Source organism: Streptomyces naganishii JCM 4654 (genome assembly GCF_014650575.1).
Taxonomy (GTDB): Bacteria; Actinomycetota; Actinomycetes; order Streptomycetales; family Streptomycetaceae; genus Streptomyces; species Streptomyces naganishii.
The window spans coordinates 38,433-52,448 of sequence record NZ_BMVF01000016.1 but is presented as its reverse complement, the minus strand read 5'-3'; the positions used below and the strand labels follow the sequence as shown (position 1 = coordinate 52,448).

General features: G+C 71.8%; 12 protein-coding genes. 4 read left to right on the top strand and 8 right to left on the bottom strand.

Going from position 1 to position 14,016, the window contains the following annotated elements; translation table 11 throughout:
* Positions 1–93 precede the first annotated feature (93 nt).
* Positions 94–801, bottom strand: a complete 708-nt coding sequence (locus IE217_RS25820; protein WP_190180353.1) for a histidine phosphatase family protein — start codon at positions 799–801, stop codon at positions 94–96.
* Entirely contained in the window at positions 798–2,120 is a 1,323-nt protein-coding gene (hemL, locus tag IE217_RS25815; RefSeq protein WP_190180352.1) for a glutamate-1-semialdehyde 2,1-aminomutase, read from the bottom strand. The genes IE217_RS25820 and hemL overlap by 4 nt, the downstream gene beginning before the upstream one ends.
* 533 nt (positions 2,121–2,653) lie before the next feature.
* On the opposite strand from hemL, the gene IE217_RS25810 reads away from it, so the two are divergent.
* On the top strand, positions 2,654–3,091 hold the full coding sequence (locus IE217_RS25810; protein WP_010353923.1) for a hypothetical protein: 438 nt from the start codon (positions 2,654–2,656) through the stop codon (positions 3,089–3,091).
* Between the two features lie 81 nt (positions 3,092–3,172).
* Here IE217_RS25810 and IE217_RS25805 read toward each other — a convergent pair whose 3' ends face one another.
* Positions 3,173–4,096, bottom strand: a complete 924-nt coding sequence (locus tag IE217_RS25805) for an alpha/beta hydrolase (RefSeq protein WP_190180351.1) — start codon at positions 4,094–4,096, stop codon at positions 3,173–3,175.
* A 67-nt stretch (positions 4,097–4,163) separates the two neighbouring features.
* On the opposite strand from IE217_RS25805, the gene IE217_RS25800 reads away from it, so the two are divergent.
* Positions 4,164–4,640 (top strand): MarR family winged helix-turn-helix transcriptional regulator, encoded by a 477-nt coding sequence (locus IE217_RS25800; protein ID WP_190180350.1) that lies wholly within the window; start codon positions 4,164–4,166, stop codon positions 4,638–4,640.
* 68 nt (positions 4,641–4,708) lie between these two features.
* On the opposite strand, the gene IE217_RS25795 is transcribed toward IE217_RS25800, so the two are convergent.
* A complete protein-coding gene (locus IE217_RS25795; RefSeq protein ID WP_190180349.1) occupies positions 4,709–7,144 on the bottom strand; it encodes an ATP-binding cassette domain-containing protein in 2,436 nt (811 codons plus the stop codon).
* A 200-nt stretch (positions 7,145–7,344) separates the two neighbouring features.
* On the opposite strand from IE217_RS25795, the gene IE217_RS25790 reads away from it, so the two are divergent.
* Together IE217_RS25790 and IE217_RS25785 are read left to right on the top strand one after the other, a co-directional pair.
* Positions 7,345–7,656, top strand: coding sequence for a hypothetical protein (locus IE217_RS25790; RefSeq protein WP_190180348.1), 312 nt, complete (start codon positions 7,345–7,347; stop codon positions 7,654–7,656).
* A 282-nt stretch (positions 7,657–7,938) separates the two neighbouring features.
* Complete coding sequence (locus IE217_RS25785) at positions 7,939–9,741, top strand: phosphatidylglycerol lysyltransferase domain-containing protein (protein WP_190180347.1); 1,803 nt, start codon at positions 7,939–7,941, stop codon at positions 9,739–9,741.
* 27 nt (positions 9,742–9,768) lie between these two features.
* Here IE217_RS25785 and IE217_RS25780 read toward each other — a convergent pair whose 3' ends face one another.
* The 4 genes from IE217_RS25780 to IE217_RS25765 form a co-directional block, all read right to left on the bottom strand.
* The gene (locus IE217_RS25780) at positions 9,769–11,247 is read right to left on the bottom strand and encodes a sensor histidine kinase (protein ID WP_190180346.1); all 1,479 of its coding nucleotides are present in this window, start codon (positions 11,245–11,247) and stop codon (positions 9,769–9,771) included.
* Positions 11,248–11,997: a response regulator transcription factor gene (locus IE217_RS25775; protein WP_190180345.1), complete on the bottom strand. Its 750-nt coding sequence runs from the start codon at positions 11,995–11,997 to the stop codon at positions 11,248–11,250.
* 183 nt (positions 11,998–12,180) lie between these two features.
* Positions 12,181–12,792 carry a CE1759 family FMN reductase gene (locus IE217_RS25770; protein WP_190180344.1) on the bottom strand — a complete coding sequence of 204 codons (612 nt, stop codon included), beginning with the start codon at positions 12,790–12,792 and terminating at the stop codon, positions 12,181–12,183.
* Positions 12,789–13,937 (bottom strand): LLM class flavin-dependent oxidoreductase, encoded by a 1,149-nt coding sequence (locus IE217_RS25765; RefSeq protein WP_190180343.1) that lies wholly within the window; start codon positions 13,935–13,937, stop codon positions 12,789–12,791. Before IE217_RS25765 ends, IE217_RS25770 begins: the two co-directional genes overlap by 4 nt.
* Positions 13,938–14,016 lie beyond the last annotated feature (79 nt).

Genomic DNA, 14,016 nt, shown 5'->3' with positions numbered 1-14,016 from the left:
ACCAGGTGCGCCGAGCGCACCGTCGCGGGACTCCGAGCACACCGGGCCGGGGGCGGCGCACGCACCGCCCCCGGGACCCCTGGCGTGTGCCGGCTAGGCGCCGAAGGCCTTGCTCTGGCCCTTGACCGGCTTGGCGCCTGCTCGCAGGTGGGCGGGGACCAGGTCGCGGGCCGGCTCGCTGTAGCCGACGGAGACGATCCGGTCGCCCCGGTAGGTGAACGTCGTCAGCGAGGCGAGCGTGCACTGCCGCCGGCGCGGGTCGTGCCACAGCCGGCGCCGCTCGACGTAGGAGCGCACGATCCAGATCGGCAACTGGTGGCTCACCAGCACCGCTTCGTGCCCGCGCGCCTTGTCCTTCGCCGCGTTCAGCGCGCCCATCATGCGCACCACCTGGTCGACGTACGGCTCACCCCAGGACGGCCTGAAGGGGTTGAGCACGTGCTTCCAGTTGCCCGGCCTGCGCAGCGCGCCGTCGCCGACGCCGAACGTCTTGCCCTGGAAGACGTTCTCCGCCTCGATCAGCCGCTCGTCGGTGGCGAGGTCGAGCCCGTGCGCCTTGGCGATGGGCGTCGCCGTCTCCTGCGCCCGCTCCAGCGGGGAGGCGGCCACGTAGGTGATGTCCCGGTGCGCGAGGTGCTCGGCGACCCGCTCGGCCATCTTCCGCCCGAGCTCGGACAGGTGGTAGCCGGGCAGCCGCCCGTAGAGGACCCCGGTGGGGTTCTCCACCTCGCCGTGACGCATGACGTGCACGACCGTGATGTCGTCGCCGCCGCTGCCGCTGTTGCCGTGGATCTCGCTCATGCCGTGGTCTCCGCCTCCGCCGCCGCCCGGGCCGCCGCCGGAAGGGCGTCGGCGATCCGCTGGAGGGCCTGCTCGTCGTGGGCGGTGGAGACGAACCAGGACTCGAAGGAGGACGGCGGCAGGTAGACGCCGTTCGCGAGCATCGCGTGGAAGAAGGCGGTGAAACGATACGACTCCTGCGCCCTGGCGTCGTCGTAGTTGCGCACCGGCCGGTCGGTGAAGAACACCGAGAACATGTTGGAGGCGTTCTGCAGCGTGTGCGCCACGCCCTCCTTGGTCAGCGCCTCGGAGACCATGGCCTGGATCTGCTGCGAGACGGTGTTGACCTTCGCGTAGGCCGCGTCGTCGAGCAGCCGCAGCTGGGCGAGCCCGGCGGCGGTGGCGACCGGGTTCCCCGACAGGGTGCCGGCCTGGTAGACGGGCCCGGCCGGCGCGAGGTGCGCCATGACGTCGGCGCGGCCGCCGAACGCGGCGGCGGGGAAGCCGCCGCCCATCACCTTCCCGAAGGTCATCAGGTCCGGCTCGACCCCGTCCACGCCGTACCACCCGGCGCGGCTGGTGCGGAAGCCGGTCATGACCTCGTCGGAGACGTAGAGGGCGCCGTTGTCCCGGCACAGGTCCTTGAGCCCCTGGTTGAACCCGGGCAGCGGCGGCACCACGCCCATGTTGCCAGGCGAGGCCTCGGTGATCACGCAGGCGATCTCGCCGGGGTGGGCGGCGAAGGCCGCGCGCACCGCCTCGAGGTCGTTGTACGGCAGCACGATCGTGTCCCCGGCCTGCGCACCGGTGACGCCCGGGGTGTCGGGCAGCGCGAAGGTGGCGACGCCGGAGCCGGCGGCGGCGAGCAGCGAGTCGACGTGCCCGTGGTAGCACCCGGCGAACTTGACCACCTTGGAGCGCCGGGTGAACCCTCGGGCCAGGCGGATCGCGGACATGGTGGCCTCGGTACCGCTGGACACCAGCCGCACCCGGTCCAGCGGGGCGACCCGGGCGGTCATCTCCTCGGCGAGCGCGACCTCGCCCTCACCGGGCGTGCCGAAGGACGTACCGCGCGCGACCGCCTCCTGCACCGCGGCGAGCACCTCGGGCCGGCCGTGCCCCAGGATCATCGGGCCCCAGGAGCACACGAGGTCGACGTACTCGCGCCCGTCGGCGTCCTTCAGATACGGGCCGCTGCCGGACACCATGAACCGGGGCGTGCCGCCCACGGCGCCGAAGGCGCGCACCGGCGAGTTCACACCGCCGGGCGTGACGGCCTCCGCACGGTCGAACAGCGCCTTCGAGGCGGGCGCTTCGTATGGATATGGCAGTTCGCTCATGACCTGCGACTTCTCCGACTTCTCGGGTCGTTCTCGGCTGGTTTCCTGAAATCCGGTGGGCAGTGCCCTGTTCAGGGTAGGCCAGCGCGGCCCGCGGCCCGCTGGGCGGCGGATCGCACGGATTCGCCGCCCACCATCTGCGAAACTGGTCTCCGCGTACGTATAGACAGGGCGAAGGGTCGTGTCGAGGGCTGCGAAGATCCCTGCGGGCAGATGTTTCGGCGCACGTTTCGGCGGGCGGCCGTGGGGGAGGTCACTGACACGATGATCGGGTTGCGCGGCGGGGGCCACGCGTCCTAGAAAAGCAGTCGGGTGGAGATATGCATCGCGGTGGCGGACTGGGCGAGGGGACTGACGACCTGGGTCCTCGACGTGCCCGGCGGGGAAGGCACCGACGCGAGGCGGAGGAAGCGGCCGAAGCACGTCAGGAACACGGGGTACCGGGTGAGCCCGAGCGGCTCGAGCGGCGGTTCGATCACCGGATCGACCGCAGGATCGACAGCCTCCGGGACGGAAGCAGGAATGGTGGTCGGGTGGGGGTGACGTACAAGTACTTCGGCGCGCCCGACGGTGCCACGGCCGCCCGTGTCCCGATCTCGATGCGCCCCGAGGAACTCGGCGGCGACGAGCTCGGCATGAACGGCATGTTCACCAAGATCAAGCCGGAGACGATGGCCGCCATGGTGCTGACCGGCATCGAGGGCGTCCCCCTGCACAAGGTGCCGCCGCTTGAGCTGGTCGTCCTGCACCCCGACTACGCCGTGGTCAAGCTCCCGATGACGGTCGTCGACCCCCTGCGCGACATCGGCGAGGAGGCGGTCGGCGCGGCCGCCTTCATCTGGTCCACGGTCCCCGACAGAGGCGGCCCCCGGGACGCCTTCAACGTGTACCAGCTCCTGCACGAGTGGCAGGACTTCAGCCACCGGCTGCACGAGGCGGGACACCAGCCGTACTGCCTGGTGTGGCCCTGAGCGGGGATTCAGCGGGTTCGGCGGGTTTGGGCGGGGGGCCTGGGGTTCGGACCGGGGTCCGTATGAGACCGCCTGAGGGCTTCAGCCTGCCGACGTACCTGCCGTACCCCTGGTGCGAATGTGCTGACCGAGAAAGAGAGCGGCGCGGTCCAGTGCCTCGTCGGCTTCGTCCAGGACGCCGGCGAACGCCTGGAAGACATGGGGAACGTCAGCGGTGACGTCCAGGATGACGTCCACTCCGGCTTCCCTCGCGCGCGTGGCCATGCGTGTGGAGTCGTCCAGGAGCATTTCGTTGGTGCCCGCCTGCAGAAGCATCGGAGGGAAGCCGGTCAGGTCGGCGAGGGTGGCGGGGCTGAGCATGGGCTGACGCGGATCCTGTCCCGCGAGGTACATGGTCCCGGTGTGTTCCAGGCCCGCACGCGTGAAGAACGGGTCGACGCCCGCCTTGGTGTCCATGCTCTCGCCTGTCCGGGTCATGTCGAGTCCGGGGGAGAACGCCACGATCGCGGCGGGCAGGGGCAGGCCCGCGTCGCGGGCGGCGAGGCAGGTGGTGACGGTGAGGCCGCCACCGGCGGAGTCCCCGGCGAACGCGATCGCCGAAGGGTCTTCGCCGCTGTCGAGAAGTGCGCGGTAGGCGCTCAGTCCGTCCTCGATCGCGGCCGGGAACGGATGCTCAGGCACAAGCCGGTAATCCAGGGAGAACGCCCTGAACCCTGTTCTGGTCACCAGGTTCCCCGTCAGGGACATCGCCGTCTCCGGTGAACCGACCACGTAAGAGCCGCCGTGGAAGTAGAGGATCGTCCCGGCCTTCGGAGTGCCGGCCGGCTCGACGAGCACCGCGGACCGATCGCCGAGCGTCGCGGTCCGGGTGCGGATCTCAGCCGGGACGATCATTTCCCCCATCATCGCCCTGAACCCGGCGCGGAGTCCCTCCACCGACCGAGGGCCCTCCGGCCGGGGCCGTCGGACCATCGCGTCGATCTCCGCGCGCTGCTGCCTGCTCATCGTCGCCTCCCTCGCGAGTGCATGCCTAGGAACAATATGCCTAGGCATGCAGACTAAACTATATGCCATGGCATCCAAGTCAAGCCGTGGCCCGATCGACCTCCCGGGCTTCTTCGCCGATCTCGTCCGCTGCGAGACACGCCTCTACAACGCGCTGAACGACCGCCTTCGCGAGCGGCACGGGATCGTCACCTCGCAGTTCGAGTTCCTGCGCTTCCTGCGCGACCACCCCGGGTCCCGGGTCGCGGACCTCGCCACCGAATTCGCCATCGGGATCGGCGCGACCAGCAAGGGCATCGACCGCCTGGAGAAGCAGGCATGGGTCATACGGCGAACCAATCCATCGGATCGCCGCTCATCACTGCTGGACCTGACCGCCACAGGCCTGCAACTCGTCGAGGCGGCGGAAGCGACCTTCACCGAAACACTGGCCGAGTTGACCGCAGACGTCCTGGGCGGTCCCTCAGGACCTGCCGCCGCACGGTTCCTCTCGGAGTTGCGCTCCGTACTCGAACGCGACCGGATCGGCCTGCCCACAGGCTGACCGGCACGCGCATCGAGTGCGACTGCCCGAAGCCGCGTGACCAGCGTTCGGGTCGGACGAGGGGGCTGTCAGGTCCCCACGTACTTCGCCAAGTGCTCGCCCGTGAGGGTCGGGCGGGTGGTGACGAGGTCGCTCGGGGTGCCTTCGAAGACGATGCGGCCGCCGTCGTGGCCCGCGCCGGGGCCGAGGTCGATGATCCAGTCGGCGTGGGCCATCACCGCCTGGTGGTGCTCGATCACGATGACCGACTTGCCGGAGTCGACCAACCGGTCGAGCAGGCCCAGCAGTTGCTCCACGTCGGCGAGGTGGAGGCCCGTGGTCGGCTCGTCGAGGACGTAGACGCCGCCCTTCTCGGCCATGTGGGTGGCCAGCTTGAGCCGCTGCCGCTCGCCGCCGGAGAGGGTGGTGAGGGGCTGGCCGAGGGTGAGGTAGCCGAGGCCCACGTCGGACAGCCGCTGGAGGACGCGGTGGGCCGCCGGGGTGCGGGCCTCGCCCTCGGCGAAGAAGGCCTCCGCCTCGCTCACCGGCATCGCCAGCACCTCGCTGATGTCCCGGCCGCCGAGGCGGTACTCCAGCACCGACGCCTCGAACCGCCTGCCCTCGCACTCCTCGCAGGTCGTGGCGACGCCGGCCATCATCGCCAGGTCGGTGTAGACGACGCCGGCGCCGTTGCAGTTCGGGCAGGCGCCCTCGGAATTGGCGCTGAACAGCGCCGGCTTGACCCCGTTGGCCTTGGCGAATGCCTTGCGGATCGGCTCCAGCAGACCCGTGTACGTGGCGGGGTTGCTGCGCCTGGAGCCGCGGATCGGGGCCTGGTCGACCGAGACCACGCCCGCGCCGGCCGGCAGAGAGCCGTGCAGAAGGGAACTCTTGCCGGAGCCGGCCACGCCGGTGACCACGACCAGCACGCCGAGCGGGATGTCGACGTCCACGTCACGCAGGTTGTTCGCCGTGGCGCCGCGGATCTCCAGGGCCCCGGTGGGCTTGCGCACCTGCTCCTTCAGCGCGGCCCGGTCGTCGAGATGGCGGCCGGTGACGGTGCCCCCGGACCGCAGCCCCTCCACGGTGCCCTCGAAGCAGACCCGGCCGCCCGCCGTGCCGGCGCCGGGCCCGAGGTCGACGACGTGGTCGGCGATCGCGATGACCTCCGGCTTGTGCTCCACGACCAGCACCGTGTTGCCCTTGTCGCGCAGCCGCAGCAGCAGTTCGTTCATCCGCTGGATGTCGTGCGGGTGCAGCCCCGTGGTCGGCTCGTCGAAGACGTACGTGACGTCGGTGAGCGCCGAGCCGAGGTGGCGGACCATCTTCACGCGCTGCGCCTCACCGCCCGACAGGGTGCCCGCCGGCCGCTCCAGGGACAGATAGCCGAGGCCGATCTCCACGAAGGAGTCCAGGGTGTCCCGCAGACTCGTGAGCAGCGGCGCCACCGACGGCTCATCCAGACCGCGCACCCACTCGGCCAGATCGCTGATCTGCATCGCGCAGGCGTCGGCGATGCTGACGCCCTTGATCTTCGAGGACCGGGCCGCCTCGCTGAGCCGCGTACCGCCGCAGTCGGGACAGGGCGTGAAGGTGACCGCCCTGTCCACGAACTCACGGATGTGCGGCTGCATCGCCTCGCGGTCCTTGGACAGCATCGACTTCTGGATGCGCGGGACCAGACCCTCGTACGTCATGTTGATGCCCGCGATCTTCATCCTGGTCGGCTCGCGGTGGAGGAAGTCGTGCAGCTCGGTCTCGGTGAACTCGCGGATCGGCTTGGCCGGGTCGTAGAAGCCGGACTCGCTGTAGAGGCGGTGGTTCCAGCCGCCCGACTTGTAGCCGGGGACGGCCAGCGCGCCCTCGGCGAGCGACTTGGTCTCGTCGTAGAGCTGGGTCAGGTCGATGTCGGTGACCCGGCCCCGGCCCTCGCAGCGCGGGCACATGCCGCCGGTGATGCTGAAGCTGCGCCGCTCCTTCACGGTCTTCCCGCCGCGCTCGACCGTGACCGCGCCCGCGCCGCTGATCGAGGCGACGTTGAAGGAGAAGGCCTTGGGCGAGCCGATGTGCGGCCGGCCGAGCCGGCTGAAGAGGATGCGCAGCATCGCGTTGGCGTCGGTGGCGGTGCCCACCGTGGAGCGCGGGTCGGCGCCCATCCGCTGCTGGTCGACGATGATCGCGGTGGTCAGGCCGTCCAGTACGTCGACGTCGGGCCGCGCGAGCGTCGGCATGAAGCCCTGGACGAAGGCGCTGTAGGTCTCGTTGATCAGCCGCTGCGACTCGGCGGCGACGGTGTCGAAGACCAGGGAGCTCTTGCCCGAGCCGGAGACTCCGGTGAACACCGTCAGGCGGCGCTTGGGGATCTCGACGCTCACGTTCCTGAGGTTGTTCTCACGGGCGCCGTGCACCCGGATCAGGTCGTGGCTGTCGGCACCGCGCGGCGCCGAGGAGGCTCCCGCGTGCCTGCCCTCCGCCGAGTCCGAGTCCGGATCCGGGTCCGCGTCCGTCCTGGTGACCGTGCTCATCGTGTCTCCCTCCGTCGGGCGGGGCCCCGGCCCGGCGGTCCCCGTCGGCGTCGTCCGGCTCCCGATCCAACCACCCGGCCTCCGACAGTACGTCGCTTTTTCCCCGGCCCGCCCCCGGGACGGTGACCGGTGGGCGCCGCGCGCACGGCCCTACGTACTGTAGGGTCCAGCTTCGCCAATCGACCGTCGACAGGGGACCCATGCAGGAAGCACGCAGTCCGGCGCCCGGTGCCGCCGGGGGCGAGGAGAGCGGGGGCGGGCTCGCGGCGACCGTCGCGGTGCTCGTCCTGAGCCTGACCATCGCCGCCGTGGGGGTGTACCAGCTGTGCGGCTTCGGGCTGCACAGCCTCGACCGGCGCCCGCACCTGTTCGGGGACGGTTTCGCCACGGCGGGCGTGATCGCCGCCACCGTGGCCGCCGGGGCGGCGGCGGGCAACCTGGCCTGGCTGCTGACGGCGGCCCGCAGGCGGACCCGCGCCGAGGCCGGTCAGGGCCGCGCCGGCGCCGGCTGAGAAGGGCCGAGCGCCCACGGCGGGCACCGTCCGGCGCCCTCAGCGACCCGCCCTGAGGCCCCTCAGCGCCCTCAGCGACCTCAGCGCCCCGCCCTCAGCGCGCTCAGCGACCTCACGGCCGAGTCTTACCCTTTCCACAGGAATGGCGGCCGGGCAGCCCGTCCGGCTCCGTTACCCTACAAGTCGTAGGGTCAGCGACATGGGCGCGCAGCGGACCGCGTGTCCGGCTGCCCGCCCCGTCCCCGCCGGTTTCCCGGCCCGCTCAGAGGTGACATGTCACCCATGCCCGCACAGCAGTCCGTCGTCATTCCCCCACAGCGTGATCCCCGCTCCGCCCCCCGCCCCTCGCCGGGACCCCGGCTGCGGGCACGGGCCGCCGCGTCCACCGTCTGGTACCTGAGGCTGATGGCGCTGCTCAACATCGTCGCGGTGCTCTCGCTGCCGTTCCGCGAGGAGGTGCACGAGCACAACGGCGGTGACTTCTTCACTCCGTACCTCGCCACCGCCGGTCTGGTCTCGGCGGCGATGGCGCTGTTCCTCGCCATGGTGATGCGCCGGGGCAAACGCGCGGCCTGGATGTTCAACCTGGTGCTCGCCGGGCCCCTGTTCGCGCTCTACGTCGCCGCGCTCACCCAGGACCGCTTCCAGGACCACGTGTTCAACTGGCTCTCCGCCGCGCTCACCGGGCTGTTCGTGGCCGCGTTGCTGGTGGGCCGCCGGGAGTTCAACGCCATCGGCGACCCCTCCAACCCCCGGCTCGCCCTCGCCGTGGGCGCGGGCGGCGTGCTGGTCACCGGCGGGATCGGCACCTGGCTGGTCGACGCCACCAACAAGACCTCCGGCGGTTCGCTGTCCGACAAGCTCGTCTACGCGCTGCTGCGCGGGGTCAGCGTCGGCCCGCTCGCCGACCGGGTGCCCGCCGTGCACGCGCCCCGCTGGGTGGACATCACCATCAACATCCTGATGGCGGCCACCTTCCTGCTCGTGCTGTACGCCTGCTTCCGCTCGCCCCGCGGCCGCGCCCTGCTCAGCGAGGAGGACGAGCAGCGGCTGCGCGAACTGCTCGCCAAGCACGGCGACCGCGACTCCCTCGGCTACTTCGCCCTGCGCCGCGACAAGGCGGCGATCTTCTCCCCCACCGGCAAGGCGGCCGTCACCTACCGCGTCGTGGGCGCCGTCAGCCTGGCCTCGGGCGATCCCATCGGGGACCCCGAGGCGTGGCCCGGGGCCATCGACGCCTGGCTCGCCGAGGCCCGCCGGCACGCGTGGACACCGGCCGTGATGGGCGCGAGCGAGGAGGCCGGCACGATCTACGCCCGGCACGGCCTGGACGCCCTCGAACTCGGCGACGAGGCCATCGTGGACGTCGCCGACTTCAGCCTCGAGGGGCGCGCGATGCGCGTCGTGCGGCAGGCGCACAACCGGGTGCGCCGGGCCGGGTACACGGTGCGCATCCGCCGCCACGAGGACATTCCCGACGACGAGATGGCACTGCTCGTCGACCGCGCCGACCACTGGCGCGACGGGGCCGTCGAGCGCGGTTTCTCCATGGCGCTCGGCCGGCTCGGCGACCCGGACGACGGGCGCTGCGTGATGCTGGAGTGCCGGGACGGAGACGGCGAGCCGCGTGCGCTGCTGAGCTTCGTTCCGTGGGGTGAGCAGGGGCTTTCCCTGGACCTGATGCGCCGTGACCGCGACTGCGAGAACGGGCTGATGGAGTTCATGGTGGTCGAACTGCTGCTGCGCGCCCAGGAGATCGGGGTGCGCCGGGTGTCGCTGAACTTCGCGATGTTCCGCTCGGTCTTCGAGCGCGGCTCCCGGCTCGGCGCCGGGCCGGTGCTGCGGCTGTGGCGCTCGGTGCTCACCTTCTTCTCGCGCTGGTGGCAGATCGAGTCCCTGTACCGCGCCAACGCCAAGTACCGGCCCGTGTGGGAGCCCCGTTTCCTGCTGTTCGCCAAGAGCAGCGACATCCCGCGCATCGGCATCGCCAGCGCCCGCGCCGAGGGCTTCCTGACCCCGCCGGCCCTCCCCTCCTTCACCCGCCGCAAGCAGGTCCCGGCCCCGGCCGGAGCCGAAACCCCCTGACGCCGGTCCCGGGCCCGGGGTCCGCGGTCAGATGCCGCCCCGGGTCCCGGCCGTCGTGCCCGAGCCGTCGTGGTGACCGCGTTCGCCGCGGTAGCTGTCCGCGCCCACGGTGAAGCCGATCACCGCGCCGCCGCCCTCGCGGCGGAACGCGAAGGGGGCGCCGCCGTGGGCCATGGCGACCTCGCGGACGATGGACAGGCCGAGTCCGGAGCCGGGCAGGGAGCGGGCGTCGGCGGCGCGGTAGAAGCGGTCGAAGACGCGGATCAGGTCGCCCGCGGCGATGCCCGGCCCCCGGTCGAGCACCTCGACGCGGACCGTGCCGCGCCGGGCGGGCCCGGTGACGGCGATCTCGATGGGCTGCCTGCCGTCGCGGTCGAACTTGGCGGCGTTCTCCACCAGGTTGGACACGGCCCGCTGGAGCATGGCCGGGCGGCCGTCGGTCGTCGTGTCGCCGCTCGCGCGCACCACGATGTCCCGCCCGGTGCGGCGGCGCGCGAGGCCGGCGACGTCCTCGGCGATGTCCGCGAGGTCGACCCGCTGCGGCGGCTCGGTGTCGGACTGCCCGGCCGCGAGGTCGACGAGCTCGTTGACCAGGTCGGTCAGCTCGCGGGCCTCCTGGGTGAGGTCGGCGACCAGTTCCTCGCGGGTGGCGGACGGCAGTTCGTCGATCCGGCGCAGCAGCGAGATGTTCGTGCGCAACGAGGTCAGCGGGGTGCGCAGTTCGTGGCCCGCGTCCTGGACCAGGCGGCGCTGGTCCTCCTCGGACTGTGCCAGCCGCCCCAGCATCCGGTCGAAGGCGCGGCCGAGGCGGCCCACTTCGTCGTAGCCGGTGACGGGAACCTGGACGCCGAGCTGCCGGGTGCGGGCCACGTCCTCGGCAGCGGCGGTGAGTATCCGCAGCCGGCGCGTGATGCGCCGGGCCAGCCACCAGCCGCACAGGCCGGCCGCGATCACCACGACGCCCATGAGGACCAGCGTCCGCTGCTGGAGCTCGCGCAGCAGGTCCTCGGTGTCGCTGAACTCCTGGGCGACCTGCACGGCGCCACGTCCGTCGCCGAGCGCGACCGTCGCGATGCGGTACACGTCGTCGGCGACCACCACGTCCTGGTACTCGACGGTTCTGCCCGCCTTGGGCGAGGCGGCCGTCGCCCTGTCCCGTGCGGTGACGGGCAGCTGGGGGCTGCCGTGGTCGACGATCTGGCCGTTGTCGCCGAGCACCTGGACGTCGGTGCGGCTGGGCCGCACCACCTCGTGGCCGGGCCGGGAGGAGGAGAAGTCGGCGGGCGTACGGTCGTAGCGCCGTACCTCGTCCTGGACGTCCTGCACGACCTGGGTGAACACCGACTGCTCGTCCACCCGCACCAGCCGGGCGGCGGAGTTGTACGACAGGATGCCGACCAGCACCGTCACGGCCGCGGTCACCACCGCGAACAGCACCGCGAACGTGGTCCGCAGCGAGGACAGTCCGGGCCGCGGTCGGTCCAGCAGCCGCCCGAGGCGGCCCACTCAGTCCTCCCGCAGCACGTACCCCACACCCCGCACGGTGTGGATGAGCTGCGGCGCGCCCGGCTCGTCGAGCTTGCGGCGCAGATAGCCGACGTAGACGGCGAGGTTCTTGGAGCCGGGGCCGAAGTCGTAGCCCCAGATGCGGTCGTAGATGGTGGAGTGGTCCAGCACGATGCCGGCGTTGCGGACCAGCAGCTCCAGCAGCTCGAACTCGGTGCGGGTCAGCTCCAGCTCGCGCGCGCCGCGCCAGACGCGGCGGGCCTGGAGGTCCATGCGGATGCCGGCCGCCTCGACCAGCCGCTCGGGCACCTGCGTCCCCTTCACCGCGAGGTCACCGGAGCCGGAGGGCGATCCGGCCGTGCCCGGCGCGCCGACGCCGACCGGGCTGGTGCGGCGCAGCAGGGCGCGCAGCCGGGCGAAGACCTCCTCCACGTCGAAGGGCTTGACGACGTAGTCGTCGGCGCCGGCGTCCAGGCCGGCGATCCGGTCGGCGGTCTCCACCAGCGCGGTGAGCATGAGGATCGGGGTGCGGTCGCCCTCGGCGCGCAGCACCCGGCAGACCTGGAGTCCGTCGATGCCCGGCATCATCACGTCCAGGACGAGGACGTCCGGCGGGTTGCGGTGCGCTTGCGCGAGCGCCTCTACGCCGTCGGCGACCGCCGTCACCTCGTAGCCCTCCAGGGTCAGGGCCCGCTCCAGGGCATGGCGGATGGCGCGGTCGTCTTCGGCGAGCAGCACAGTCTGAGGCACGCGTCCAGTCTGCCAAGGCCGAGAGCCCCGTGGCCTGGACGGGTGGGTCTACGATCACCCTTTTTACCCGCCTCTCACCGATCCGGAGGCAACCGCCGACGCCCGCCTACCGTCCTCTCACCGTCACACTCCGGCGACAGGGGGTGTCCCGGCGGGCCACAGGGGGTGACCCGGCGGGCGGGGTCAGTCGCGCAGGGCCGCCAGTCGCTCCTCGAAGGGAACGACCTCGAAGGCCTCCGGCTCCTCCCGCTCACGGCGGGGGGCGGGCAGGGTGGCGGGCAGGAGGGCGGCCAGTTCCGCGGCCGCTCGCTCGATACGGTCCGGGAGGCCCTCGGCGCCCCAGTCCTCCGAGGCGGCGTAGACGCCGGTGGGGACGACCACGGCCCGCAGGTAGGCGAACAGCGGGCGCAGCGCGTGGTCGAGGACCAGCGAGTGCCGGGCGCTGCCGCCGGTCGCCGCGATCAGCACGGGCTTGCCCGCCAGGGCGTCCCGGTCGCGCGCCCCGAGCACGTCGAAGAAGGACTTGAACAGCCCGCTGTACGACGCGGAGAACACCGGGGTGACGACCACCAGCCCGTCGGCCTCCGTCACGGCGTCCAGCGCGTCCGCCAGCGCGGGGCCGGGGAAACCGCTGGTCAGGTTGTGCGCGATCGCGACGGCGAGGTCGCGCACCTCGATCACCCGCACCTCGGCGCCGGACGGCACCCGTTCCGCCGTCGCTGCCGCCAGCCGGTCGGCCAGCAGCCGCGTGGACGAGGGCACGCCCAGCCCGGCCGAGACGACTACGAGCTTCATACGGACACCTCCTGGGACTCGGACCCGGACTCCTCGGCCCCCTGGGCCGCCTCCGCGGCCCCCGCAGCCCCCGCAGCCTTCGCGGCGAGCAGGGACGCGTGCGTCGGCGCGTCCGGCACGCCGGCCGGGCGGCCCTTGGCGAACTCCTCGCGCAGCACCGGCACGACCTCCTCGCCGAGCATGTCGATCTGCTCCAGCACGGTCTTCAGCGGCAGACCGGCGTGGTCCATGAGGAACAGCTGGCGCTGGTAGTCGCCGGCGTACTCCCGGAAGGACAGGGTCTTCTCGATCACCTGCTGCGGGGAGCCGACGGTCAGCGGGGTCTGCTCGGTGAAGTCCTCCAGGGAGGGCCCGTGACCGTAGACCGGGGCGTTGTCGAAGTAGGGGCGGAACTCGCGCACCGCGTCCTGGGAGTTCTTCCGCATGAACACCTGGCCGCCGAGGCCCACGATGGCCTGCTCGGGCGTGCCGTGGCCGTAGTGGGCGTACCGGCTGCGGTACAGCTCGACCATGCGCTTGGTGTGGTCGGCGGGCCAGAAGATGTTGTTGTGGAAGAACCCGTCGCCGTAGTACGCGGCCTGCTCGGCGATCTCCGGCGAGCGGATGGAGCCGTGCCAGACGAACGGGGGCACGCCGTCCATCGGCCGCGGGGTGGAGGTGAAGCCCTGCAACGGGGTGCGGAACCTGCCCTCCCAGTTCACGACGTCCTCGCGCCACAGCCGGTGCAGCAGGGCGTAGTTCTCGATGGCGAGGTTGATGCCCTGGCGGATGTCCTTGCCGAACCAGGGGTAGACCGGTCCGGTGTTGCCGCGGCCCATCATCAGGTCGACCCGCCCGTCCGCGAGGTGCTGGAGCATCGCGAAGTCCTCGGCGATCTTCACCGGGTCGTTGGTGGTGATGAGGGTGGTCGACGTGGACAGGACCAGCCGCTCGGTGCGCGCGGCGATGTAGCCGAGCATGGTGGTCGGGGACGAGGGCACGAACGGCGGGTTGTGGTGCTCGCCGGTCGCGAAGACGTCCAGGCCGGCCTCCTCGGCCTTCAGCGCGATGGCGACCATGGCCTTGATGCGCTCGCGCTCGGTCGGCGTCCGGCCGGTGGTCGGGTCCGGCGTGACGTCGCCGACGCTGAAGATCCCGAACTGCATGGTCGCTCACTCTCCAGGTTGTTGACGATTCAACTATACCCGTCCAACGGTCCCCCGGCCGGGGGTATTCCCCTCCCCC

Bases quoted from the DNA above. Each gene is read 5' to 3' on its own strand.
- IE217_RS25770 (WP_190180344.1), bottom strand. From the start codon at position 12,792: ATGAAGCTCGTAGTCGTCTCGGCCGGGCTGGGCGTGCCCTCGTCCACG.
- IE217_RS25765 (WP_190180343.1), bottom strand. From the start codon at position 13,937: ATGCAGTTCGGGATCTTCAGCGTCGGCGACGTCACGCCGGACCCGACC.
- hemL (WP_190180352.1), bottom strand. From the start codon at position 2,120: ATGAGCGAACTGCCATATCCATACGAAGCGCCCGCCTCGAAGGCGCTG.
- IE217_RS25805 (WP_190180351.1), bottom strand. From the start codon at position 4,096: ATGAGCAGGCAGCAGCGCGCGGAGATCGACGCGATGGTCCGACGGCCC.
- IE217_RS25795 (WP_190180349.1), bottom strand. From the start codon at position 7,144: ATGAGCACGGTCACCAGGACGGACGCGGACCCGGATCCGGACTCGGAC.
- IE217_RS25785 (WP_190180347.1), top strand. From the start codon at position 7,939: ATGCCCGCACAGCAGTCCGTCGTCATTCCCCCACAGCGTGATCCCCGC.
- IE217_RS25820 (WP_190180353.1), bottom strand. From the start codon at position 801: ATGAGCGAGATCCACGGCAACAGCGGCAGCGGCGGCGACGACATCACG.
- IE217_RS25790 (WP_190180348.1), top strand. From the start codon at position 7,345: ATGCAGGAAGCACGCAGTCCGGCGCCCGGTGCCGCCGGGGGCGAGGAG.
- IE217_RS25800 (WP_190180350.1), top strand. From the start codon at position 4,164: ATGGCATCCAAGTCAAGCCGTGGCCCGATCGACCTCCCGGGCTTCTTC.